17 protein-coding genes and 1 pseudogene are annotated in these 24,060 nt (G+C 59.2%); 5 read left to right on the forward strand and 13 right to left on the reverse strand.

The window, feature by feature from the left end; translation table 11 throughout:
* Window positions 1-4: 4 nt before the first annotated feature.
* Window positions 5-808 carry an enoyl-ACP reductase FabI gene (locus tag Enr8_RS23880; RefSeq protein ID WP_146436618.1) on the forward strand — a complete coding sequence of 268 codons (804 nt, stop codon included), beginning with the start codon at window positions 5-7 and terminating at the stop codon, window positions 806-808.
* Here Enr8_RS23880 and Enr8_RS23885 read toward each other — a convergent pair.
* On the reverse strand, window positions 783-1,940 hold the full coding sequence (locus Enr8_RS23885; RefSeq protein WP_246120238.1) for a 3-oxoacyl-ACP synthase III: 1,158 nt from the start codon (window positions 1,938-1,940) through the stop codon (window positions 783-785). The genes Enr8_RS23880 and Enr8_RS23885 overlap by 26 nt on opposite strands.
* 587 nt (window positions 1,941-2,527) lie before the next feature.
* Between Enr8_RS23885 and Enr8_RS23890 the strand changes: the two genes are divergently transcribed.
* Window positions 2,528-3,292: a gamma-glutamyl-gamma-aminobutyrate hydrolase family protein gene (locus tag Enr8_RS23890; RefSeq protein ID WP_146436620.1), complete on the forward strand. Its 765-nt coding sequence runs from the start codon at window positions 2,528-2,530 to the stop codon at window positions 3,290-3,292.
* Between the two features lie 172 nt (window positions 3,293-3,464).
* The gene (locus Enr8_RS23895) at window positions 3,465-4,682 is read left to right on the forward strand and encodes an anhydro-N-acetylmuramic acid kinase (protein WP_186767842.1); all 1,218 of its coding nucleotides are present in this window, start codon (window positions 3,465-3,467) and stop codon (window positions 4,680-4,682) included.
* A gap of 52 nt (window positions 4,683-4,734) precedes the next feature.
* On the opposite strand, the gene Enr8_RS23900 is transcribed toward Enr8_RS23895, so the two are convergent.
* From Enr8_RS23900 to tnpA, 12 genes and pseudogenes are all read right to left on the reverse strand, one after another.
* Entirely contained in the window at window positions 4,735-5,322 is a 588-nt protein-coding gene (locus tag Enr8_RS23900; RefSeq protein ID WP_146436624.1) for a DJ-1/PfpI family protein, read from the reverse strand.
* A 39-nt stretch (window positions 5,323-5,361) separates the two neighbouring features.
* On the reverse strand, window positions 5,362-5,619 hold the full coding sequence (locus Enr8_RS23905; protein ID WP_186767843.1) for an acyl carrier protein: 258 nt from the start codon (window positions 5,617-5,619) through the stop codon (window positions 5,362-5,364).
* Between the two features lie 441 nt (window positions 5,620-6,060).
* On the reverse strand, window positions 6,061-6,459 hold the full coding sequence (locus Enr8_RS26680; protein WP_146436628.1) for a tyrosine-type recombinase/integrase: 399 nt from the start codon (window positions 6,457-6,459) through the stop codon (window positions 6,061-6,063).
* A gap of 35 nt (window positions 6,460-6,494) precedes the next feature.
* The gene (locus tag Enr8_RS23915; RefSeq protein ID WP_146436630.1) at window positions 6,495-9,260 is read right to left on the reverse strand and encodes an ABC transporter permease; all 2,766 of its coding nucleotides are present in this window, start codon (window positions 9,258-9,260) and stop codon (window positions 6,495-6,497) included.
* Complete coding sequence (locus Enr8_RS23920) at window positions 9,257-10,015, reverse strand: ABC transporter ATP-binding protein (protein WP_146436632.1); 759 nt, start codon at window positions 10,013-10,015, stop codon at window positions 9,257-9,259. The genes Enr8_RS23915 and Enr8_RS23920 overlap by 4 nt, the downstream gene beginning before the upstream one ends.
* 46 nt (window positions 10,016-10,061) lie before the next feature.
* The gene (locus tag Enr8_RS23925; RefSeq protein WP_146436634.1) at window positions 10,062-12,929 is read right to left on the reverse strand and encodes an FtsX-like permease family protein; all 2,868 of its coding nucleotides are present in this window, start codon (window positions 12,927-12,929) and stop codon (window positions 10,062-10,064) included.
* Window positions 12,926-13,729 (reverse strand): ABC transporter ATP-binding protein, encoded by an 804-nt coding sequence (locus tag Enr8_RS23930; RefSeq protein WP_146436636.1) that lies wholly within the window; start codon window positions 13,727-13,729, stop codon window positions 12,926-12,928. Before Enr8_RS23930 ends, Enr8_RS23925 begins: the two co-directional genes overlap by 4 nt.
* A 56-nt stretch (window positions 13,730-13,785) precedes the next feature.
* Window positions 13,786-14,703 carry a DUF1559 domain-containing protein gene (locus tag Enr8_RS23935; RefSeq protein WP_186767854.1) on the reverse strand — a complete coding sequence of 306 codons (918 nt, stop codon included), beginning with the start codon at window positions 14,701-14,703 and terminating at the stop codon, window positions 13,786-13,788.
* Window positions 14,704-14,963: 260 nt separating this feature from the next.
* Window positions 14,964-16,475, reverse strand: coding sequence for an alpha/beta hydrolase (locus Enr8_RS23940; protein ID WP_246120239.1), 1,512 nt, complete (start codon window positions 16,473-16,475; stop codon window positions 14,964-14,966).
* Window positions 16,476-16,871: 396 nt separating this feature from the next.
* Window positions 16,872-17,891: a DUF1559 domain-containing protein gene (locus tag Enr8_RS23945; protein ID WP_146436642.1), complete on the reverse strand. Its 1,020-nt coding sequence runs from the start codon at window positions 17,889-17,891 to the stop codon at window positions 16,872-16,874.
* A gap of 505 nt (window positions 17,892-18,396) precedes the next feature.
* Entirely contained in the window at window positions 18,397-19,788 is a 1,392-nt protein-coding gene (locus Enr8_RS23950; protein WP_146436644.1) for a PepSY-associated TM helix domain-containing protein, read from the reverse strand.
* Between the two features lie 348 nt (window positions 19,789-20,136).
* Window positions 20,137-20,523: pseudogene (gene tnpA / locus Enr8_RS23955) on the reverse strand (IS200/IS605 family transposase); the annotation flags it as partial.
* Window positions 20,524-21,156: 633 nt separating this feature from the next.
* Between tnpA and Enr8_RS23960 the strand changes: the two are divergent.
* The gene (locus Enr8_RS23960) at window positions 21,157-21,669 is read left to right on the forward strand and encodes a ribonuclease H family protein (RefSeq protein ID WP_146436647.1); all 513 of its coding nucleotides are present in this window, start codon (window positions 21,157-21,159) and stop codon (window positions 21,667-21,669) included.
* Window positions 21,670-21,726: 57 nt separating this feature from the next.
* Window positions 21,727-23,934, forward strand: a complete 2,208-nt coding sequence (glgB, locus tag Enr8_RS23965; protein WP_390620214.1) for a 1,4-alpha-glucan branching protein GlgB — start codon at window positions 21,727-21,729, stop codon at window positions 23,932-23,934.
* Window positions 23,935-24,060: the final 126 nt, after the last annotated feature.

Here is a 24,060-nt window from a genome sequence, read left to right on the forward strand (position 1 = left end):
CCGCGTGAGCGATTTCCTCAAGCTGTCAGGCAAAACGTTTGTCGTCACCGGCGTCGCCAATCGCAAGAGCATCGCCTGGAAGATCGCGGAGATGCTCGAAGGGGAAGGCGCAAAGGTCGTCTACGTCGTCCGCAGCCAAGCCCGCAAAGAGAGCCTGACCAAACTGCTCTCAGGCGGCGAAGTCCACATCTGCGACGTCGAGCACGAAGAGGAAATCGCCGCCCTCCCCTCGAAGATTGCCGCCAACCATCAAGTGATCGACGGGCTGGTCCACTCGATCGCCTTCGCCGACTACAGCGAAGGGATGCGGCCGTTTCACGAAACGACCAAGAAGCAGTTTCTGCAGGCCGTCGACATCAGCTGCTTCTCGTTGGTCGCCCTGTCGAACGCTTTGAAGGAGCTGTTCGCCCCGAATGCGTCGGTGGTGACGATCTCGATTTCGACCACGCGGATGGCGAGCGAGAATTACGGCTTCATGGCGCCGATCAAAGCGGCCCTCGATTCGTCACTGGCCTTTCTGGCGAAGAGCTTCAGCCAGTTCTCGCAGGTTCGCTTCAACGCCGTTGGCCCGAGCTTACTGAAGACGTCAGCGTCGGCCGGCATTCCTGGCTACGTGGACGCTTATCTATTCGCCGAACAGGCGATCCCGCGGAAGCAGGCGCTGCAGACCGAAGAAGCGGCGAGCGTGGCGGTCTTTTTGCTCAGCCCGCGCAGTAGCGGCATTCAGGCGCAAAACCTGACCGTGGATGCCGGTATGTCAATCAACTACTTCGACCGCGACATTATTGAGCGGACGATGAACAAGTAGTCGCGTCGCTATCTTCGTTGTCTTGGCCCTGGACCGGATGCAGCACTTCGGCCGGCAGCTCGCCGGTTCCGCAGACGCGGGCCTCTTGCCAATCGACTCCCATCATCACGCAGTTGATGCCCGAGCCGATCCCCAGCATGGCGACGTTTTCGCCTTGCTTGATCCGCCCGGTCTGGGCGCCAATCGCCATCGTCACCGGCAGCGCGGCCGAGCCGGTGTTGCCGAGCCACTGCACCGTGGCGAAGTCGTTGTCGACCGAGAGCCCCAACCGCTCCAGCACCAGTTTGCGATGGGTCAGACCGACCTGGTGACTGAAAGTCCGCTGAATCTCTTCGCCGCTCCAGCCTGACTTGCGAAGGAAGTCGTCGAACGTGGCGCCGCCAACTTCGATCCCTTCGACCATCAGCCGCTCTGAATCGGTCTGCATCAGCGGGCTGCCGACGCCGGTCTCGTCCGATCCGGCGATGCTGTGACACAGCTGATTATGCTGCGTATGGGCTCGCACCGCGGCGGCGTGCAGCAGGTTTTGCGTCTGGCTTAGCTCGCGATCACATAACAGCATCGCACAGCTGGCCGAACCGATGGTCAGCGACGCGACCGCCAGCTTGATCTGATTGCGGGTCAGGCTCTTGTCTTCGTTGAGGGTGCGGACCGTGTTGTCGACCAGTTGCCGGCCATTTTCGGTTCCGACAACCAGCCCGGCCCGGATCTGCCCGAGCTCAATCATGCTGGCGATCTGCAAAGCGCCGCTCAACACGCCCAGACAGGCGTTCGAGACGTCGTAGATCACGCAGTCTTGCCGCAGGCCCAGTTCGTGATGCACGCGACACGCGGTGGCAGGCTCCAGGTGGTCGCGACAGACCGAACCATGCACCAGCGCGCCGATCTCACCAACGTCGATGCCGGCCGCTTCGATCGCGTTGCGGCCACTTTGGATGCTGATCTCGCTTGGCATCGTCTCCGGCGACCAGAAGCGGCGCTCGCGAATGCCGGTCATCAGTTCCAAGCGGCCTGCCGGCAGCCGCAGGCGCTCGTACAGGGGCGCCAGCCGGGCTTCCAGCTGATCGGAGGTGACCGTTTCGGCCGGCAATGCGTACCCGAACGACTCGAGACAGACGTTATGAAAATTCATGCAGCGGCCGAATAAGGGCGAAAAGATAGCAGTAACTCTACTAAATGTAAGCCTTTAGGGTCGCTTCGGCAACTGCTTGGCCGGTCAGAATCGGTGTTGCGTCGCTTGGGTCCCGGTCTGCCCCAAACCGGAGTCAACACAAGATATTGTGCAAGCACTCTCGCCGAGACGCAAAATAGTGACAACGATTGCTAAAGTCGGCGCAATCCTTAAACTCTGCGGATGTCTTGCTATCAATCTGGGCTGACTTGGACTGGTCGTTGCCCGAGACGCTACGGATATGGAGGTCTGTGGTTAGCGAAACCAAGAGAGGGTTTCACAAGCAAAAATTCGTTTCTGAGCGAATTCGGTCAAGGAAGGCATTCTGAAGGACTGCGGCATGCCTGCCACGTTTACCGAATTAACGCGGGCGATCTATCTAGCAAAGTCGTGATCTCTGGACAAGGTCAACGTCTTTCGCCGCCTAGATTCGCCGCTTGAAACTGGATTTGTGAAATCTGACCTGTGGTTCGTTAACCTGTGATCCGTGGTCTTGGGCAGGTTACCAATGTTCCGGCACATGATGTGCCCACACAGGAAAAACCCAGATGCAATCCAAACCGTTGATCGGCTTGAACGCCAATTTTCGCCCGGCCACCCATGACCGTCCCGCCTTTTCGTTTGTCGGGGCAGGTTACTACGACGCGATTATCGCTGCTGGCGGCATTCCCGTCGTGATTCCCCCGGTTGCCGAAGAGGCGGATATGGAGGCGATCCTCGATCGACTGCATGGCATCGTGTTTATCGGCGGCCCCGATCTCGATCCGCATCGTGATGGATTCATGCGCCACGCCTCGGTTCGCCCGATGGAATCGCGTCGTGAAGATCTCGATCGCGCCTTGATGTCGCTAGTCGTGCGTCGCCGGCTGCCGGTGTTCGGCATCGGCGTCGGCCTGCAACTGCTCAACATTACGATGGGCGGCAACCTTTACTTCCATATTCCGGCCGACGTGCCGACCGCTTTGCCGCACAAAGATCCGATCGACGCGGGTCATCGTCACGGCTTGGAAGTGGTCCCCGGCACGATCATGGACCGCATTTATGGAGATGGCGAAGTTCGCGTCAACAGCATGCACCACATGGCGATAGACGAACTGGCCCCCGGCTTCCAAGTTGCGGCTCGCGCTCCGGATGGACTGATCGAGGCGGTCCAGTGGGCCGGCGACGATTGGGTCGCCATCGGCACCCAGTTCCATCCCGAAGCCGAATCGGCCTCGGCCTTGGACCAACGGATCTTCGAAGAGTTTATCGAAGGGATCCATGCCCAATACGGCGTCCCCCGCACTCCGGTTGCGGCGACCGCCGGCGCCTAAGTCGCCGCCATAGCGAAACAGGAGCGTCCTGCGATCGAGCCCGCACTTGGTCGTGGGGCGTTACCGCCTCTATCCAATTCACGATCGGTCCGCATCTCGGCCGACCGATCGCCACGCTTGTTTCTTACGGCGGCGGATTGCTAAACCTTTCCTTTTTGCGAAGGGGCCCATCGTGCCCTCGGACGCAACCATCTCGCTCGAGCGTCGACGCTGGTTTCTCGGCACAGCCGTAGGCTTGCGCGCCGAGACCGTTGATGGCGTCGTGATCGCCACCCGCGGCCGCGGCTTGGAAGCGATCGTCGAAGTGGTCAGCGAAGGTTACGTCGAACTGCCCAAGCCAATCGCCATCACGCTGCGCGAGCATCTGCAGGGAGAACCGGTTTCTCCCAGCGAGCGGGTTGAACTGTCGCGGCAGATCGCCGAACTGCAAACGGTCGTCGTCGAACGGTTGCTGCACGAGGTCGATCTCGATGCCCGGCAAGTCGCCATCGGTTTGTCAGGGCCCACCGCCTGGCGCCAGATGGGCGAAACCTGGGGCCCCGAAACGATCGGCGCCCCGGAGCTGGTCGCCGAAGCGACCGGAGCCACCGTGATTGACGCCTTCGCCGAGCGCAACGTCGCCGCCGGAGGCGCCGGCGGTCCGCTCGAAGCGTTGCCGCTCTGGCTGTTATTTTCTCCTCCGCAGTGGTCGAGCGCAGGGCGCCCGACGATTGCGGTGACGTTCGACGAAACGGTCGACGCTTACTTTATCCCTCCCCGAAGAATCGGCGCTGACATTCCGCCGATTTTTTGGTCGCCTGTTGCGCCGGGACGCTTGTTGCAAGACGAGCTCCAGCGGACTCAACCCGCCGCGGCCGGCAAAAGTAAGTTTGAAGCGGTCCTGCGCGCCTGGCGCGAAATCGAATCGCTTTATCAACCGCCGATCTGGCGGCCCGACCTGTTTGACCTGACGCCCTTCGTCGATGCAGCCGCTGGCCGCGTTGACGAAAATCAAGGGGAGTCGCTGCTGCGCCGCTTCTGGCAAGATCAGGTCATCCACGCCATCCAGGCCGATCTGCCCACCTCGGCCGCCGCACAGCGATTGGTGTTGCTGGGCGAACCGCTGGGCGTTGAAGAGATCGCCAACGCGATTCGCGATCGGACCGAACTGACGGTCGAGACGGCGACGGACATCGGCTGGAGCCCCAGAATCCGCGGCCCCGTGGTTGCGGCGCTGTTGGCCTACTCCGCACTCGAGCGTTTTCCGGCCGACATCACGACGCTGACCGGATCAAAAGCGGCCCGCGTCTTAGGCCGCATCACGCCGGGCAGTCCGGCCAATTGGCAGTATTGTCTGGAGCAACTCGCCACCGCCCCGTGCGGCAAAATGCCGCTTCGCAACGCGGTGTAGGTCGTATTGTTGCAATCGCAACGCCTCGGGCTACGATTGGGCACGCCGAACCCTACAACGTGATCTTCGTTCCCAGCACTTCCAGGAACGCCCGGATCCACGCTGGGTGGGCCGGCCACGCCGGGGCGGTCACCAGGTTGCCGTCGACGTGCGCGTTGTCAAAACCTTCGCTCGCTTCGACGAACGTGCCGCCGCTGAGCGTCACCTCGGACGAACAGGCCGGATAGCAGCTGCACGACTTGCCGTCGAGCACGCCGGCGGCGGCCAGGATCTGCGGGCCGTGACAGAGCGACGCGATCGGCTTATCCGCCTGGGCGAAGTGCTGCACGATCTCGATCACCTGCGGATTCAGCCGCAGGTATTCTGGAGCGCGACCGCCGGGGATGACAAGCGCGTCGTAGCTGGTTGGGGCGATCTCGCTGAAGGTGGCGTTCAGCGTGAAGTTGTGCCCCTGCTTTTCGAGATACGTCTGATAGACGGTGAAGTCGTGGATCGCCGTGGCGACCTGTTCGCCTGCCTTCTTATCGGGGCAAACGGCGTCGACCTGGTGGCCAACCATCAGCAGCATCTGAAACGGAACCATCACTTCGTAGTCTTCCACGAAGTCGCCGACCAGCATCAAGATTTTTTTCGCAGGCATAGTATCGTCTTGTCGTCGCGATAATAGAGTGAGAGAGCGCTAGCGTTTGCTCTCGATCAAGTTGCTGAAGTCGCCGAGCGTTTCGATGTCGACGACTTCATCAAAGTCAATCCGCACGCCGAAATGCTCTTCGACAGCGGTCGCCAACTCGATCAATTCAAACGAGTCGGGAATCAGATCTTCGGCCAGCGAGCTTTCGGCATGAATCAAGTCGAGCCGAATCTGACGTCGCTCGGCGATTTCTTTGCGCAGCCACGAGAACACTTCGGGCGGCGGTGAGTTTGTCTCGGTCCCCATCATCCCCTCCGCAAGTTGAGCGTGTTGAACAGTCTTATCGCCCGCGTCCCCAGAAACGCATCGTCACCCAAGTCAAGGCTGTGCCAATCATAATACCGCTCGCCAGCGCGACCAGGACGGTGGGAAACTCATGATTGGTAATGTGAGCGATCAATTCCATCGACTAAGGCCTAAAGGTGGGTGATTGCTGAAGGAGAAGAAACAGCCAGATTCTAGCACTCTCCGCCCTATTTGAAAGCCAGGATCCTAAACCATTACCGGCTTTCCTCTTACGCCGCGGGCATGTTTGTTTGTCTCGGTCACTGAGACAAACACTGGGACAAAAAGAACCGATTATTTTTCCCAAAACCCCGTTCTTAACGTTTTCTTAGGCGTCGTCTTTTCCGGCAGCGTCACGCATCTCCCTGTTGGCCGTCCTTCCGACGAAAGCCAAGCTCAAAATTATGCGACGTCACAGTTTTCCCCTTCCTCGTCGTCGCGTCCGAGAAAGTTGATTTGTTGCATACGGCGATGACCATCTTTCTGACGAAGATGCCGATAGCGCCGCGTCATCTTGGAATTGCGGTGTCCGAGCCACTCCAGCAGTTCCGCTTCCCGTGCACCATTGCGGAAAGCTTCGCTGCAGAAGAAATAACGCAACCCATGAACCGTTCCCGATTCCAATCCAATCCAATCTCGCCCGGCGGCGTCGGGAATTCTTTGAGAAGAGGCTTGATAAATACGAACAACGACCAGATCTGCCGAAAGGATCCAATTTAAAATCGACGACAGACAATAGCCGGCGGAAAAGCCTCGGAATCCGCGTGCATCCCTCCAATCGTCGTGCGACCTGTAAAAAATTGCGGAGCTGAGATCTGAATAACTCTCGCGATCGGTTAGATGGCGTCACGGTCCCGTTGGAGTAATGCCAGAGGACGCATCCGTCCAATAGAAATCGCCGGCCAAACCGCGGCCAATGAGGACAAGGCGATGACGTATAGCAACCCAGTGGAGATCGCCAGCCAGGGGACGTTCAGATCAGGGTGCAATCCACCGAAGAAGCTGATGTGCTGAGCGATCCCGCAGCCGCACCAGCCGACCATGATGCCGAAGCCTAGACTTAGCAGGCAGGCGGCGATGCCGATCAGCGCTCCTTCAGCGATGATGGCGCGGATGATCGCCGATTGTGTGATACCAATCGAACGGAGCACTCCCATCTCCCATTGTCGCGTTCGGACCGAGGCGAGGATGACGTTCAGCACGCCAAAGCCGGCGATGGCGACTGCTGCGATTGGCAATTGGCTCACCGCCCAGATCCAGCGGGCGGCGTTGGTTCGCGTCATTTCACGAATGGTCTCGACCGGCATGATTCGGACCTTCGCTTCTTCTTCGTTGCCGGGCTGTTCCACATGATGGGCGGCGTCGAAAATGTCTTGCGCCGCGGCGTTGACCTGTTCTGGGTCGTTTTCGGCATTTGCAAAATTGAACCAAACGTGCGTTGCGGCCGGGAAATCAAAGTCGCGGGCGACATCGTCATATCCGGCGAACGCCATGGCGGCGGCGCGATGCGTGCGTGAGCGGAACCCGGTCAACTTCGTTTGCCAATGCCAGCCTGGTAGTCGGACGGCGCCAGCAATTTTGTATTTAACCGTGTTGGTGGAATTTTCGGGAGGAGCCAGTTCGACGCTGTCCCCTACGCTCAGACCGGTTTCGGTCAGAAAGTGATCCGGCACAATGCAAGCGCGCTCGGTCTGCATTTGCTGGACGGCCTCTTGCGGATCTCCGGCGACCCACTGGAGTGTGAAAAGCGGGGTGTCGCCGCCGAACGCCGGCCCTGGATCGACGCCGACCAACACCAGGTTGTCTTGGCGAATCACGGTCGGCCGCTCAGCGCTGCCGGTGATATCTTCGACAAAGCGAGGTTGCTCGACGACGATCGGCAAACACTCCTGCGCATCAACGCCATCGATCTGAGCGATTTGAGGAACGCTTTCCAGCGGCAAGCCCCCGGCAGGAAACGCAATTATCGCATCGGGCGCCCAGGGCCCAACCAGAAAGCCATCCAGCATGGTGAAGCCCCAGACCTGGACGCTGATGAAGAGCCCCATACCGACCGCCAGCGAGACGGCTGCCGCCGTCGTCCGCCACAAGTGGCTGGTGATTTGACTGGCGAGCAGCTTGGCGTCGATTCGCAGCAACCAAGCCAAGAGCGGCCCGATCAGCCGATCGACCAGAAACACGACGACGGGAGCGATCAGGACGAATCCGAGCGCCGTGCTAATGGAGCCGACCCCAAAATAGCCCAGCACTTGCGTTTCGGCCGAGGGTGGAAAGCCAAACGTGATCATCGGATTCACGGCGATCAGCGCTAGGCCAAGCAGAATCAGCGGCATAGGGAGCGTCATTGGAACCAATTGCACCGCCAGCGCCATCGCGTCGACAGGCCGAACGCGTGTGGCTCGCCAAGCTGGAATGATGGCCGCCAAGAAAGCGCCGCCAAAGGTCGCAGCGGCGGCAAGCGCTAAACTGTGCGTGCCGATGACCGCGCCGTGTCGCAGCACCCGCGGAAACGCCAGCGCGACGCCGTTCAGCAGCAACCAACTGACCACAAGTCCCGCCACAAAACCGATCGTCGCCAGCAGCAACGCTTCGGCGAAGATCAACATGCAGACCTGCCATCGCGTCAGCGCCACTGCCCGCAAAATCGCGAACTGTCGGACACGTTCCGAAACGCCCATGTTGACCGTGCCGAAAATAACGAGGAGCGCGACGAGGAGCGAAATGCCGGTACCTGCATACGACTGGATTCGCAGGTTGTCGGCCGCCGCACTTTCATCCAGCGCCTCTTCAATTTCATACGCTTCTTGAAACTGCACTGGCACGTCGAGTCGACTCAATTTCGGCCCCCAGCCGAAGCGAAACTTGTTGACGTCGGCTCCCTCCGCCATCGCGACTGCGAGAAAGCTGATCTCGGCAGGCTGGCCAAACATCTGCTGGCCGAGTTCGGTGGAGACAAAGACGTCGCCAGCGCTCGGCGTCAACATATTGGGCACGGCGTAGGTCCCTGCTCCCAAGGTAGGCGCTTTTAGCAAACCAACCACGCGCAGGTTCCAGGTCTCGTCATGGTGCGTGATCGTGATGACGTCGTCGATCGCCACCTCTAACCGCTGGGCGGTATCGGTACGAACAACCGCCTCGAGGGCGTCGGGATGCTGGCGATTGAGCCAACGCCCATCGACTTCAAATGGCGGACTGGCGGTGGAACTGCTGAGCACCGCATATTCGGATCGAATGTTCGGCGGTCCTCCTTCGAGGCGGTCCGATTTGGGGGCGTTGGGATCGAACGGCTTGGCGTTTCCGCGCACAACAGTTCGCTTCAGCCACATCGGATCGGCTGAGGCGACCGCTGGATCGGCGCGCATCGCGTCGATCACCTCCTGGGGAACGGCGGTCGGTTCGGTGGTGGAGATAGGCGCGATCGAAAGTTCGTAATGCCCTAGCGCTACGTTGGCCCAATGATCGAACGACTGGAGCAGCGCGTCATAGCCCGCCGCCAGCCAAATCACCATGCAACCCGCCGCCGCCGTCGCCAGAGTCGTCAGTACGACGCGTGTGGGATGTTCCCACAAGAAGGCGCTGGCCAGTTTCGCAACCTTTCTCATCGGTTCGCCTCGGAGACCGGCGCAAGGGCGAACTGATATCGGGCCGCCAGATCCTGAGGATCACGCTGGTCGGAAGGAGCAAACTCGGTCAGATTAGCGCCATCCTTCAGCACGACGACGCGATCGGCCCACATCGCCACATGCGGCTCGTGCGTGACGATAGCGATCGTCCGCCCTTGTTCGTCGCAAAGCTCGCGCAATAAACGGCAAATTTCTTGCCCCGAAACGGAGTCGAGGCTTCCGGTCGGCTCATCCGCTAAGACGACGGCAGGATCGCAAACGAGCGCTCGGGCGATCGCGATCCGTTGCTGTTCACCGCCCGACAATGCGCCCGGTTTGTGCGTCCTGCGCTGGCGCATGCCGAGCCGATCGAGCAGGGCGTTCACCTTGGCCGTCAGTTCGGGACCGTCGACCGCCGGCAAACGAATATTGTCTTCGGCAGATAGTGCGGGGATCAGGTTAAATGCCTGAAATACGAGCCCAATATGATCTCGCCGAAAACTCGTCAGCTGCACGTCCGATAGGGTCGCCAGATCGCGGCCATCGACCAGCACCTGACCGGCGTCAACATCGGTCAATCCCGCCATCACATGCAGCAAGGTGCTTTTGCCAGAGCCGGAGGCGCCCATGATGGCGATGAATTCGCCGGGGCGGATCGTTAGTTGCACGCCCCGCAGCGCTTCGATGACGTTGGATCCCTGTCGATATCGTTTGACGACGCCGTTGACTTTCAACGGCAGCTGTTCCGCGGACATAAGTTCGCTCGTTCCTCGAGTTCCGGAAAGTCGTTCGCCGGCCAGACTACGTCGCAGCCCGCCCGGCTTGCAACAGCGTCAGCGGCTCCGTTCGGCCGGCGCTAATCGCCGGCCAGAGCGCGGCGATCGTACAGAGGACGAACGTCAATGCGTAGCCAAACCAGAGCGAAGTCCAAGGAATGATCAGCGATGTGGCGACTCCTTCAAACCAGGCATTGCTCACGTAACGCACTAATCCCAAGCAACTCCAGCCGACGACGACGCCAAACGCCAGGCTCAGCAAACTGGCGACGGCCCCAATCAACAACGCCTCGGAGAGCACCAGCCGACTCAACCCAAATCGCTTCAGGCCAACAGCCCGCAATACGCCAAACTCCCAGCGACGAGCTCGGACCGACGCCGCGATCGTATTGACGATACCGAGCGATACGACGACTAAGGTAATCAACGGGAGCCAACCCATGGCGTTAATCGCCGCTCCGGCCCGCGATCGCATGCTGTCGCGGACATCCTTGATCGACGAAACCTGAACGGGACCGTCGCGTCCGCCTCTGCCACGGCCTCTACCGGGTCCGCGTGCCGGAGGCCCCGCGGCCGCCGCAACTGGAGGTTGACGAGTCGATTCGCCTCTTGCTGCGGCTTCGCGGCCTGGTCCCGTTTCACCATTTGGTCGGCCGCCGCCACGCGAAGAAGCGACCAACGTTTGCAGTCGCTCCTGCAATTGTTCGGCCGTAACTCCCGACGCAACATTCAGCCAGAAAAACTCTCGATTCGGCAGCTTGAAATCGTCGCGCACTTGCCGCTCTGAAGCAAACGCCAGGCCCGCCGTCCGGACGGAATTGCGCCGGAGGCCAGTCGTCTTCGTAATCCAGTTCGAGCCAGGCATCGCCGCGATCCCCGCGATCTCGTATTCCACGGGATTGTCTGGATCGCTGGGTGGAATGAAGCCCACCTTGTCTCCAACGTTCAGCCCAGCCAATCGCTGAAACGTGTCGGGGAGAATGCAATAACGCCCCTGCTGCAGCTTCGCAATCGCCTCTTCACGGGTCCCCTGAACGAACTCAAGCCGAAAGAGAGGGGAATCGCCGCCGAGTCCTGCCGCGGCATCGAGCCCAATCAAGCAAACGTTGTCCTGCCGAACGGCGGAATCCTTTTCCCGACTTTTCAGCGGATCGCCGACCAGCTTCGTTTGTTCGACGGCAACCGAAAGAAATTGATCCGCCAACACCCCTTCGGTCTGCCGCACTTTTTCGACCGTTTCGACCGGCAGTCCCGGATCGAACTTGACGATTACGTCCGGCGTCCAGCGCCCCGGTAAGAATCCGCTGAGCATCGACCACCCCCATACCTGCGTTGCGGTATACAGCCCCAGTCCCAGCATCAGCGAAGCGGCGATCCCCGCACTACGCCACATATTGGCGCTCAATTGCGTTTGCACCAGGTTGTTCTGAAGTCGCATCACCGTCGCTACGACCGGGCTAAATATTTTCTCGACGACCAATACAAACAGCGGTGCGAGCAAGATGAATCCCACAATCGTCGCCGGCGCTCCTACCAAGAGGACCAAAGCGAAACGCAGCGTTTCGGGTAGCCCTGGCAAATAAACCAACAGCGGATTGATCGCAATCAAGAGTAGGCTCACCAGGCCAATCGCGCCATACGAGCGGAATCCGCCTGGTGCGACTTGCAGCGGCGCCATCGCTTCGAGCGGACTGATGCGCGTCGCTTTCCAGATCGGGAAGATCGACGCTAACAACGCCCCAAACAGCGAACAGCAGCCAGTCAGCAAGACGCTTGCTCCCCCCAGCGCTACGCCATCGGGAAACAACTGCGGCGTCGCGCTGGCAAGCGCCTGGAGTAGGAGCCAACCGCCAAGCAATCCTCCCAGCCAGCCGAACAGCGCCAGCGCCAGCGCTTCGGTCACGACCAGCGACGCCACTTGCATGCGGCGTAGACCGACGGCCCGTAATACCGCCAATTGCCGGGCACGTTCGTTCACGCCCATACTGAGCGTGGTGAAGATGATGAACGCGGACGCGAGAATCGACAGCGCCGTGACGAAGTACGCCTGCTTGCGAGCCCCTTCCGCCTCAAACCCACCGGCGATTTTCGCTTGGATATCGGCAGGCCGCAGTAATTCGGCATTATCGGCGACGGAGGCCACTTTTTGCTCCAACTTGTCCATTTTCAGCGCGGCGTCCAGGCGAAGCTCGGCCAGGTTGATCGCAGGCGCCGATCCGGTCAACGGCTCAACGGCGCTCATCGGAATATAGGTCGCTAATGAAGCCGGGCCGCGATTCGTGCCACCGGGGGCGCCTCCTTTGGTGCGCATCATCGCGAACTCGACGTCATCCACTTGCTCAACGACGCCAACAACGGTGAAAGAGGACGGCCGCTTCTCTTTGTCGACGATCTCAATCGAGTCGCCCGGCCGAACTGTGAGCGTCTTGGCGATGCCGCTGCTGATGACCGCTTCGTCCGTAGCGTCCTCCTTCAGCCAGCGACCGTCCGACAGTTCGTAACGCGGTTCCAGCGAGTTCGTACCAACGATCGTCGGTCCCATCCGCCCCATGCCGCGTCCCGGCGGGCCAGCGCCTTCCGGCGGCGGACCAACGCGGCGAATCGACATCCGAAACTGGGCGACCGGGTTGACGGCAGCGATCATTCGATCGTTTTCGAGGGCGGTCAACAATTCGGGCGAGAGTTGATCGTCTAGTTCTGTGGGAATGACGAAGACTTCGTAGGCGCCGACGAAATTGGCGGTCTGATCTTCGAACTTGGAGGCGATTTTTTCGTACGCGGAAACGACCCACAGCACGACGCCGATCGCGGCGATCATCGCCGTCAGCGTCAACGCCAAGCGAACCTTTTGCTGGCGCGCATGCGCGAGAAACAAGCGGAGAATTAAGCTCATGTTGCGTTCGCCAGGGAAGAACCGGAGACAATATCTTGATAGCGGGCGGCCAACTCATGCGGGTCTTGCGTCCCCTCGGCCAACCATTCGGCGCCAATCGCACCATCCTTCATGATCACGACCCGCCCCGCCCAAGCGGCGACGGCAGGCTCATGCGTAACGACGACGATTGTCCGACCTTCTTTCTCGTTCAGTTCCTTCAGCAACTCGCATATCGCGCGGCCGTTGGCCGAGTCGAGACTTCCGGTCGGTTCGTCCGCCATGACGATCGCCGGATCGGTGATCAAGGCTCGAGCGATCGCGACGCGCTGTTGTTCGCCACCGCTCATCGCATCGGGACGATGCGCCAACCGCTGCCCCAGTCCGAGGCGATCTAAGAGAGCAACCGCTTGATCTCGCGTCTTACCGCTGGCCGAGGCGCCGCCAGCCATGAGCGGCAACATCACATTCTCAATCGCAGTCAACGCTGGGATTAGATTGAACTGCTGGAAGACGAGTCCAATTCGGCGGCGGCGAAAATCGGTTAACTTGGCGTCGGGCAGGGACGAAAGTCGCTCCCCTTCCACGAAGACCTCTCCCGAATCGGGGCGAGTCAATCCGCCCATCACGTGCAACAGCGTACTCTTGCCCGAGCCGCTGGCGCCCATAATCGCGGTGAACTCTCCTTGCGGAACTTCGAGCGTCACCCCATTCAAAGCAGTGACGCTGCTAGTCCCCTGGCGAAACGTCTTAACGAGCTGGGACGTGCGGAGCGGCACGTTGCTCAAGCTTGGTTCCGCTGCTGTAGTACTTTCCGACATCTTTCCAATCCCAAGAATTGTAAGCGCAGATTGCAAGAATTCACTCGACGCTACGGTCAAGTGATTACCTCTTGTCCGTCACGCGTATGCATCGCCATCACCATGTCGACGTCGGTCGTTTCTGGCAAGAATCGAACGCTGCCGTCGCAAAGTCCCACGTTGGCGCCACCAGAGTGAAAGCTGTAGACGCCCATCTTGTTGGCGCAGTTGATGACGCATGTGTAGAAGGTTTCGGAACCCGACGTGTCGACTTGCTCTTGCGTTCCATCGGGTGAGTAGCTGTAGAGCCGCAGCGCTTGCGGTCCGGCCCAACAAGACCAACCTGGCTGAGTGGCTTGCACGCCCGATTGAATCTCTCGCTTGTAGTAAAGTTGCGGACGCGCCGCCACTTCCCCCGGCAGCACCGTGTTGGAGAGTCGATCGGTGAAATTCGCCAAGCGGGTCGCCTTGTTCGAGTCGAAGCCAGCGTTGGCGACATCGCCTTGCGAGTTGCGGATCGTTTGCAAGCGGACGTAATCGTCCCCCGGAGCGCCAGTCGCTCCATACCCATTCGGAAACTCACGTTCGCCATTAGGCGTCGACGGGCAGATGAACATCTGGACCTTCGTGTTGATCGCAACGGCATTGTCCGTGGCAAAGAAGGGTTGATTGTGATCATACAAATCGTTGAGATTTCCCTGCTCGATATCGGGCAAGATCGCCGTCGGCCAACCCGAGTGGACGGCATTGCCAACTGCGGTTCCGCTTGGCAGCGTCGCGGGCCCCGTAATTCGGGCTTGGGGGAAACCCTTCTGAACGTCGGCGTAGTTGTGGAACGCGATTCCGATCTGTTTCAGATTGTTCGTACATTGCATCCGCCGAGCCGCTTCGCGGGCTTGCTGGACAGCGGGCAAGAGCAACCCGATCAATACTCCGATGATCGCGATTACCACCAGCAATTCGACCAAAGTATAACCGTACCGCTTACTTGCCATCCTGTCCCTCAAACCCTCGAAACGGGGGGCCGTTTCCAATGATCGCTGTAGTCGAGCGAGCCTCATCAGCGAGCAATCGTTAGTTAGCAAGCAAAGAACGTGCCACAGTGAAGAATTCGCGGTCGACAGGAAAATCACAATTGCAATGACGTTGGAGTTCGGAATCGCGTCGCCCTGGTCGACATGCCTGTCGTTTAATATCACAAGACAACGGGGCGCCCCGCTCATTCGGTGCGGGCTGAATCGTCAATCGTGGTGCGTTACTTCTGGGATGACCCGTCGTCGCCATTAGGACGAAGGATGTCGCTCAATCCCTGGGGGAGATTGTAGCGCCAGTAGAAGTAGCCGTGACCGCCTGGGAACTCTCGAAACTGGACGGAACGCCCCTTGGCCTCCAACACGTCGCGCAAGTGTTTGGTGGTCGTCAAAATGCTGCCGATCCGATCGTTCGACTCAAACGAGCCTGCCTCGAGAAAGTAGTTCACGTCGCCAACCTGAGCGGTCACATACTCTCGCGTCAGCCACTCGGCAGGTCGCTTTGTCGGGGGAGCTTTCAACGCGTTCGGCGCCCACCAGAACGAACCTGATTGACTGTAGACACTGCCGAACAACTCTGGATGTTGCAGTCCAAGATAGGCGGCGGCCAACCCGCCATAGCTGGCTCCGGCGACAACTGTGTGTTGGCGATCCGCCTGCAAACCATGCTCTTTCGCCCACGGCATCACTTCTTCCGCGATGAACTGCGCGAATTTTGGATTGCAGGGCAACTCACTCGATCGACTTTGGGGCGATGGGTTACTGATCAAGATTGCCGCCGTCGGGCGAATCTCGCCAGCGGCAAGCAAATTGTCGAGAATCGCGTCGATCCCAACTTCCTGCAGGTAGACGTCGCCATCGAAGAATACGGCCAGTCCATTCCCCGTTGCCTGCGGGTCATAGCTGGCCGAGCGATAAAGATAGATGTCGCGCGTGTTGCCTAGGATCTTGCTCTCGAAGCGATGACGCTCGGTCTTTCCAGCGGGCACGTCGTCTCGTCGCTTCAGCCAAGGGGCTTTCGGTGCGTCGGGCAGTTCCACCACCGAGCTGCCGGCATAGACGTCGATATTGTCCGCGGGAAACGCCAGCGGATTGAGAGGATCACGCTGCGCCGTCGCCAGGATCGCGCGACGTCGCTCCCATTCGGAACCTGGGAGTTCAGGCACATCCGGCGCCAGTCGGTAGTCAATGCGCGCGGCGGACGGTACGCGGTAACTGCCATACCAAACGTCCGAGTCGCCCAAGCGTTTCAGGTTGTCGTGATCCCCCGATGGTGCGCCAAACAACCGCACGTTGCGCTTCGCCCCGCGGTAGAGGAACGTCACAAGCGCCTCATTGCTGGCCAGCGGAGGAACCACCTCACCCGTTTCCACAAGCGGCGTTCCCTCTTGCTCCAGCTCTTTCCAAAACGAATCGGTCGTTCCACCTGCGGAGAGCTTCTGCTGAAGCTGTCGCAAGCGTGGACTCTCCAAAACAGTCGGCGGCGCCACCTGATCTTTTGCCGCAATGATCGCGTCGACAGTCAACGCGAACTTGCCGCCATCTTCCGCCACAATTTGCAGCGCGTAGGGTCCGGCGTCGCCAACGACGAACATAAACGGAAAATTCGGTCCCTGGCCGTCAACCAGACAGCGAACGTCCCGCCTTTCGCGATCCAACAACTTTAGCCGTACGCCCGAGCCGGCCAAGGCGCCACGGACAAAGTCCCCCGCCGCGGCCGGAAGCGCAAACGTCACGACTTGCTTGGCTTGAAGTTCGCCTTCGCGCTTTTCTCCCACGAGAAGCGGAGAAGATTGGCCCGTCTCCTTCGCATTGAGGCTTAAGTGGCCAAACAGAAGCAGGAAGGAGACGAATGCGACGTAAGAGCGTGGTGACATGGTTCGGTCGTCTTGGCGATGGAGAGAGTCTCGTCCTAAGGAGTTGGAGCCGTGCGGCGCCGCACGGCTCCAATAGAAAACAGGTCGGTCGTTGGGGCGCCCTTAGCAGTCCGTTGATTTTCTCGACGGACTGCGTGATCGCAGGGATGCGATCCCAAAATAGCGACGTAAGTCGTTATTTTGCGAGCCGCGAAGAGCTACGCTCCGAGCCTGGCGAGGTTGGAAAATGCCACGAGGGCATTTTCCAACAGGCAGTTAGCGAGCGACCTCGACCTCATTTCCGCTCCGCGTCCACGCGGCTCGCCACAGGGCAAGATCGACCGTGTCGGCGACGAAGTGGACGCTGCCATCGACGTAGACCGCGTTGGCGCCACCCGGGTGAAAGCTGCGTGCGGCCGTCAACTTCGACGAACCGTAGACGACGTCTGGGTTCTTGCAATTGGGAGGTAGCCAACCATTGAGCGTCGGTCCATTCGGAACCGAACCGCGCAACCAGTAGGCTTGACGCGTTCCGTCCCACGATCCAATCGAAGAGGAGATGTCGTTACCCGCGGCCGCGTCATTAGCGAGGGTCGCGTCAATCGCTGCGGACAAGCTACCGCGGTACTTACGCTCGTCCTGAGCCGGAGTCGCCGCCGCGACCTTACCGCCAGGGCCCTTCGACGATTCGGCGAACGCGATCGTGTTGCTCGTGCCGTCGGTAACCGACGCAAACTTGATCTTCGAGCCAACCCAGCAAAGGCCGTCGTTCGGGGTGCCGTTGCCAGGATGGTAGTTTCCGTCCTGACCGCTACCGACGTTCATGCAATAGTTGCTGCCGGCGACCTTAATCACGGCGCCAGACTGCATCGTTAGATCCGAGGTCGAATCGCCCGGATCGCTGGGACAGAGAAACGGCTGCACCACGGTACCGGCTGGACCTTGCAAAGCGGACGGTAGATCAACCAGCGCGGGATGCCCCATGTAGATGCCGTAGTCGACGAGATTGGAGAGATTCGCTTGTTCGATGTAGGGAAGCAGCTTCGCGATCGGCGAGAAGTCGCTGGGATATCCGCCCGAGACCGGCGTGCCGTTGTTCGGAAACGCTTCCTGATACGTCGAAGCATAGTTGTGCAGGGCCAACCCAATTTGCTTCAGGTTGTTCGTACACGACATCCGCCGCGCCGCTTCGCGAGCCTGTTGTACGGCGGGAAGCAACAATGCGATCAAAACGCCGATAATGGCGATAACGACCAACAACTCAACTAGCGTAAACGCATTACGTCGAGACGACATGGAAAGACCTCTTCTGGCTAGAACTGCCGGTACTAGACGGCATGTACGGGGGTGAAACTGGAGGACATCGGAAATTGGGAATCGCCCTGCGGACGACAGTTTTGCCCTTCAAAGCCTGGCAATTCGGGCGAAACAAGCGGAGAGCCTCCGCGGGCGTGGCTGGCAGAAGTCGCTAGCAAAGCAGGCTGCAGCGAGTACTGAGACTCGATATCATTGTTATAGTAAAAAGAACTGCCTCCTTCAAGGGCTGCAACCAGAACCGATGGGAAAGTGCGAGACATTCGGTCGCCGGCACATTCTCCCAGCGTTCCGAACCGCTTCGCTGCTCGGCGAAATTCGACGATGCAAGTTGCGGACCAATCAAGCCAATCCCACAAACCCAGCAACAAGAGGAGTCAAGCGATTGCGATCGAGGGAACGTTTGTCGGTTGTTTCACCCCCATGTCGTTCAGAACGACATGGGACAAACCAATCTCACCACAAAATTGAAGGGGCCCGCCCCCAGTTACGCAGCGCCACGCATTCGGTCAATCTTTCCCCAAAGAAGGTCGATCAACGCAACCGCCAGCATCGAGATCCCCGCGACCGGCAACAAGATGGCGGCGACAAGGATCACCAGCCAGCCCCACGCTGGCATCGCCCCGGTCGCGGGACGACGCGGAAAACCAGTTCTCCCTTTGGGACGACGCTTCCACCACATCCAGACGCCGGTCACCGATAGGAGAAAGAGAGCGATCGAGGTTACCAGCGCCAAGATTTTCGTCGGCATCCCGAAGATCTTCCCCATGTGAATCGAAACGGCCCAGACCCGAACGCGATACAAGAAGGGATTGTCGGCCGCATCTACCACGTCAATCGTCTCGGCTGTGTATTGATCCACCGACACCATGCGGAGCTTGTTCTTGTCGTCATCCTGAATCAAGAACGCCTTGTAGGCATCCTTGGGATTGGTCACAAAACGCACCGGGATCAGGTCATCCTTTCCCCGGCTGTGCGAAAGCAACGTCGACATGACTTGATCCAGCGAGGCAGGCTCAGCGCCTTCCGCAACCGGCGCCGAAACCGCAGGCCCAAACCACTTCGGCGCCCAGTGCCCTGCCGCTTTCACCGAAGCGTTAAACGCTGAGCCCATCACGACCGCAAAGAAGAGTCCGGTTCCCATCACGATCACAGCGAGCGGAACAAAGTAGAGTCCGGAAACTGCGTGCCAATCGCGCAAGACGGCGTACAGTTTCCCCTTTACGCGAGGCACCCAAACGCCGACGTTCTTCTTGCCACGCGGCCACCAGAGATAAACTCCCGTCGCCAGCAGCAGCAGCCCCCAACTTGTCGCCAACTCGGACAAGATGCGACCAGTGGTTCCCATCATCAACGAGCGATGCAGGCTGAGAACAATCGCAAAAAAGTCATCTTCGGCGATTTTCGAACCCAGCACTTCGCCAGTGTACGGATCAAGATAAATGTGCCGATGCTTTTCACGGCCATGGTCATGATCACGCTCTTCCTCTCGGGCGGGATCATGCATCTCGGTCGGTGCAACGAACGCCACGGAGCGACTGGGGTCGGGAGAAACCATGATCCCTTCCAGTTCGATGGGCGCAACCTCGGCGGCAGCCAATTCGCGCAAACGCTCGTAACTGATCCGCTCTTCGCCAACCGCCACCTCCCGCAGAGACTGATCTCGTGAAGCGGTCAATTCGGTTTGAAAGACGTAGAGCGCGCCCGTAATTGTGACGATCCAAAAAATCGGCGCCGTCAAAATTCCCGCATAAAAGTGCCACCGCCAGACAACCTGATAGAGCTGCGACGCGGCTGACTTCTTCGATGCTGACGCCGATGATTCAGCGGAGACTTGCGGCCTTGCGGGCGTTTCCAGTGAAACGAAGGGGTCGTTCATTCGTTACACATGCTTCTGATACTGAGACTCATCGAGTGAAACGCGTACTAGCATGGATTCCCAGCGCGCCAATAACAAGAGGAGGTCGAAATATCAAGGAAATTGCGGTGGCGCTTTCGCTTTCCCCCGCGAAGATCAAGCGTGATCTTCGTTTCGTACGGAGTTGGCTCTACCGAGAAATTTCCGATGGCCGCAAGTAGTTCGCATTCGATCGACGTCCTTCAACGCATTTTCGAACAAGTCGCCGATCTCCACGGGACGGAACGTCAGGCGCGTCTGCAACAACTTTGTCACGACGACGAATCGCTGCGCAAGGTCGCCGCCATCGCCAGGCTCGGTCCCGTCCTGATGGCGGATATATTCCTGAATCACCTCGTCGGTCACGTTGCCGCTGGTCGCCACAAAGTACCCGCGTGCCCACAGATGCCGGCCCCAATACTGTTTTTGCAAATGCCGAAACTCCATCAACAGCTTCCGTGAACTCTTCCCCTTGATGTACTGCATGATTTTGCTGGGCGCAAAGTTCGGCGGGCACGACAGCAGCACATCAACATGGTCTCGGGAGACCGCCCCTTCTAGGATTTCAATCTCGTTGGTGCGGCAAACCTCGCGAACGAGTTCCCGTACACGAACGCCGACCTCCCCCACGAGAATCGGTTTGCGATACTTGGTCACCCAGACAAAGTGGAACTTGATGTCAAAACGACTATGCGAACTGGTGCGGTATCTTTCCATTCCCCGATTTTAGCCGGAAACGGAAGAACCTAAAGGTTTCGCCTGAAGGCGAGGGTATTAGACCCATCGCTTGGAAAATAAAAACCCGAGCGGCTGCTTGATGCTCTCGAGAGTACTGGTCGCCATCCTCCAGAGCAGGTCCATTCGTACGAAGGCGGCAAGACTTCGCCGCTAGCTGCCTGTTGAAAAATGCCATCGTTACATTTTCCAACCTCGCCAGGCTCAGAGCATAGCTCTTCGCGGCTCGCAAAATAACGACTTACGTCGCTATATTGGGATCGCATCCCTGCGATCCAGTAGTCCGTTGAGAAAATCAACGGACTACTACGGACCTTCTGACTGCAATCGAAGCTGCCCGCCGCCCAGGCGAGTCTGTAGCGATCTCTTCCCAGGATTACCTTGATCGCCGCGCGGCCGAGCTGCCTTGCGCGCGGCCAATACCCTCCCCCAAGCCCCATTTCAGAAAAATGTGCCAAGAAGGTGAACTTTTCACAAAGGATAAAGTGGGGAGCCTAGGTTCCAATTGCCGATAAGCAAACCGTGCAGGCAAGGAAAGCTAGCATTTGGCGAGCCATCGTCAGAATGTCGGGGACGGAGCGGATTTATCGATCCAGCAGACGCACCGAAAGCCGCATGAACGAATCAACTCCCCTTTACCTTTTGTTTTGCGAATCGACCGAAGGCCCTTATGGCGGCAGTTGGCGCTTCGTTTTGGAATGTGTTGACCAACAAGAACGCCTTGTCGCCTCCGGAGAAGAGGCTTGGCGCGATCGTGACCGTCTGGCGCTGCTATCGGTCGTTCGCGGCTTAGAGGCGTTGCCAGAGCCATCTCGCGTTACCTTGCTCACGCCGTCGCGCTACGTCAGCCGCGGTTTTCGCTATGGATTGGCGGTTTGGCGCGAATCAGGCTTCCGCTGGGAGCGTTTCGGTCGCCTGGCGCCGGTCCGCGACGCCGATCTATGGCAGCGCATCGCCCAAGCGATGCAGTTTCATCGGGTTGATTGCCGCCCTTGGCGATTTGAAGCGGCTGATCTCGACCACGAAGATGACAACAAAATGCCATCGGAGTCGTTGCATTTCGGTTCGCGACGCAATCGGCGCACGATTCGCATTGAAGAACAAGAACTAGCAGCCGCCGCGGGCTGAGTTTATTCGCGGTATTCATCATCCCCCACCTGAACACAAAATCACGAGGAGAAGCGTGTGCGCACGAATGTTACACTAGATAACATGGGGGCTTTAATCGAATGCCGGTCTGAAGATCCGTATCGCATTCTCGGTCCCCATCAAGTTGAGCACCGCGGAGAGCCTGCGATCGCCGTGCGGGCCTACCTGCCGGAATCGGAACAAGCATGGGTGTTCCATCCCGGTCATAATAATAGCCAGCCAATGCGGCGGATCCATCCGAGCGGTTTGTTCGAGGCGATTTGTCCACAGGATGAAATCATGAAATCGGGACAATATCAATTGCGCACTAGTGACCAGAGCGGCCAGATGAACTCAGTTCGAGACCCCTACGCGTTTCCTTCGTACTTTAGCGATTACGACCTTTACCTGCTGGGCGAAGGCGCCCACTGGAAGTCGTACGACAAGCTGGGGGCACAGCTCCGCGAGGTCAACGGCGTCACTGGGGTCAACTTCGCCGTCTGGGCGCCCAACGCCAAAAGCGTCGCCGTCGTCGGGCAGTTCAACAAATGGGATGGCCGCGTCCACCCAATGCGCAAGCTTGGCTCCAGCGGCATCTGGGAAGTGTTCATTCCCGATCTGAAGCCGGGCGTCCAATACAAATACCGCGTCAATCAGCATGACCGCACGGTCGACAAGTGCGATCCTTACGCGTTCGCCGCCGAAGTTCCGCCCCGCACGGCGAACATCGTCACCGACCTGTCGACCTATACCTGGGATGACGCCGAGTACATGGCTCGCCGGGCCGAGCAAAACCAGCTGGAACGCCCCGTCTCGGTTTACGAGGTGCACCTGGGCAGCTGGAAATGGAACAACGACTCGAAGTCGGGCTGGTTCAACTATCGCGACCTGGCGCACCAGCTGGTCGACTATTGCCAGAAACAGAACTACACCCACATCGAACTGATGCCGGTCTCCGAGCATCCGTTCACCGGCAGTTGGGGATACCAGGCGGTCGGCTACTTCGCCGCGACCAGCCGCTATGGCACGCCGGAAGACTTCATGTACTTCGTCGATTACTGCCACAAGCATGGCTTGGGCGTGATCATCGACTGGGTGCCGGCTCACTTCCCCAAAGACGACCACGGCCTGCGTCAGTTCGACGGCACCGCGCTGTACGAACATGACGATCCTCGCAAGGGCGAGCACCCCGACTGGGGCACGTTGATCTTCAACTACGGTCGCAACGAGGTCAAAAACTTCCTGATCTCCAACGCCCTGTTCTGGTTCGACAAGTTCCACATCGACGGGCTCCGCGTCGACGCAGTCGCTTCGATGCTGTACCTCGACTACAGCCGCAAGCATGACGAGTGGGTCCCGAACCAATACGGCGGTCGCGAGAACATCGAAGCGATCTCGTTCCTCCGCGAGTTCAACGAACAGTCGCACCTGCAGTACCCCGGCATCATGACGATCGCCGAAGAGTCGACCGCGTGGGGCGGCGTTTCGCACCCGACCGACGGCGGCGGACTCGGCTTCAGCCTGAAGTGGAACATGGGCTGGATGAACGACACGCTCCGCTACATGGGGAAAGATCCGGTTCACCGCAAGTTCCATCATGGCGAACTGACGTTCAGCCTGATCTATGCGTTTACCGAAAACTTCTGCCTGCCGCTGTCGCATGACGAAGTGGTGCATGGCAAAGGTTCGCTGCTGGACCAGATGCCCGGCGACATGTGGCAACGTTTCGCCAACCTGCGGTTGCTCTACTCGTACATGTGGAGCCATCCCGGCAAGAAGCTGTTGTTCATGGGCGGCGACATCGCCCAGTGGAACGAGTGGAACGCCGATGGCGAACTGCAGTGGAACCTGCTGGAGTGGGAACAGCATCAGGGCGTTCAGACGTTGATCTCGGACCTGAATGCGATGTACCAGCACGAAGCGTCGATGCACCAGGTCGACTTCAAGGGAGAAGGCTTCGAGTGGATTGACTGCGACAACTGGGAAGCCAGCGTGATCGCCTATGCCCGGAAGGGGAAAGATCCGAACGACTTCACGATTACGCTCTGCAACTTCACGCCGGTCGTTTACAACGGCTACCGCATCGGCGTGCCGAAGGCGGGCTCGTATCGCGAGATCTTCAACTCGGACAACGCCCGTTACGCCGGCAGCAACGTGATCAACGTCGACGAGATGGAGTCGGCCCCGATCCAATGGAACGGCCGCGAACAGTCGATCATGCTCGACATCCCGCCGCTGGCCTGCGTGGTGCTGAAGCCCTGCTAAGGCGGATGAGACGCAAACCGAAATGGAAAGAGCCGGTCCTGTTGGACCGGCTCTTTTTTTGTGCGCGTCTCGGCCAACTGGTTAGCCCCGATAGCTCTCGCTATCGGGGCGGCGCAGCCGCAGGAG

Origin of the sequence: Blastopirellula retiformator (assembly GCF_007859755.1) — a bacterium.
GTDB lineage: Bacteria > Planctomycetota > Planctomycetia > Pirellulales > Pirellulaceae > Blastopirellula > Blastopirellula retiformator.

Coding starts and splice junctions, on each gene's coding strand:
- Enr8_RS23890 (WP_146436620.1), top strand. CDS start 2,528: ATGCAATCCAAACCGTTGATCGGCTTGAACGCCAATTTTCGCCCGGCC.
- Enr8_RS23960 (WP_146436647.1), top strand. CDS start 21,157: ATGAACGAATCAACTCCCCTTTACCTTTTGTTTTGCGAATCGACCGAA.
- Enr8_RS23930 (WP_146436636.1), bottom strand. CDS start 13,729: ATGTCGGAAAGTACTACAGCAGCGGAACCAAGCTTGAGCAACGTGCCG.
- Enr8_RS23950 (WP_146436644.1), bottom strand. CDS start 19,788: ATGAACGACCCCTTCGTTTCACTGGAAACGCCCGCAAGGCCGCAAGTC.
- Enr8_RS23935 (WP_186767854.1), bottom strand. CDS start 14,703: ATGGCAAGTAAGCGGTACGGTTATACTTTGGTCGAATTGCTGGTGGTA.
- Enr8_RS23945 (WP_146436642.1), bottom strand. CDS start 17,891: ATGTCGTCTCGACGTAATGCGTTTACGCTAGTTGAGTTGTTGGTCGTT.
- Enr8_RS23885 (WP_246120238.1), bottom strand. CDS start 1,940: ATGAATTTTCATAACGTCTGTCTCGAGTCGTTCGGGTACGCATTGCCG.
- Enr8_RS23920 (WP_146436632.1), bottom strand. CDS start 10,015: ATGTCCGCGGAACAGCTGCCGTTGAAAGTCAACGGCGTCGTCAAACGA.
- Enr8_RS23915 (WP_146436630.1), bottom strand. CDS start 9,260: ATGAGAAAGGTTGCGAAACTGGCCAGCGCCTTCTTGTGGGAACATCCC.
- Enr8_RS23925 (WP_146436634.1), bottom strand. CDS start 12,929: ATGAGCTTAATTCTCCGCTTGTTTCTCGCGCATGCGCGCCAGCAAAAG.
- Enr8_RS23905 (WP_186767843.1), bottom strand. CDS start 5,619: ATGGGGACCGAGACAAACTCACCGCCGCCCGAAGTGTTCTCGTGGCTG.
- Enr8_RS23900 (WP_146436624.1), bottom strand. CDS start 5,322: ATGCCTGCGAAAAAAATCTTGATGCTGGTCGGCGACTTCGTGGAAGAC.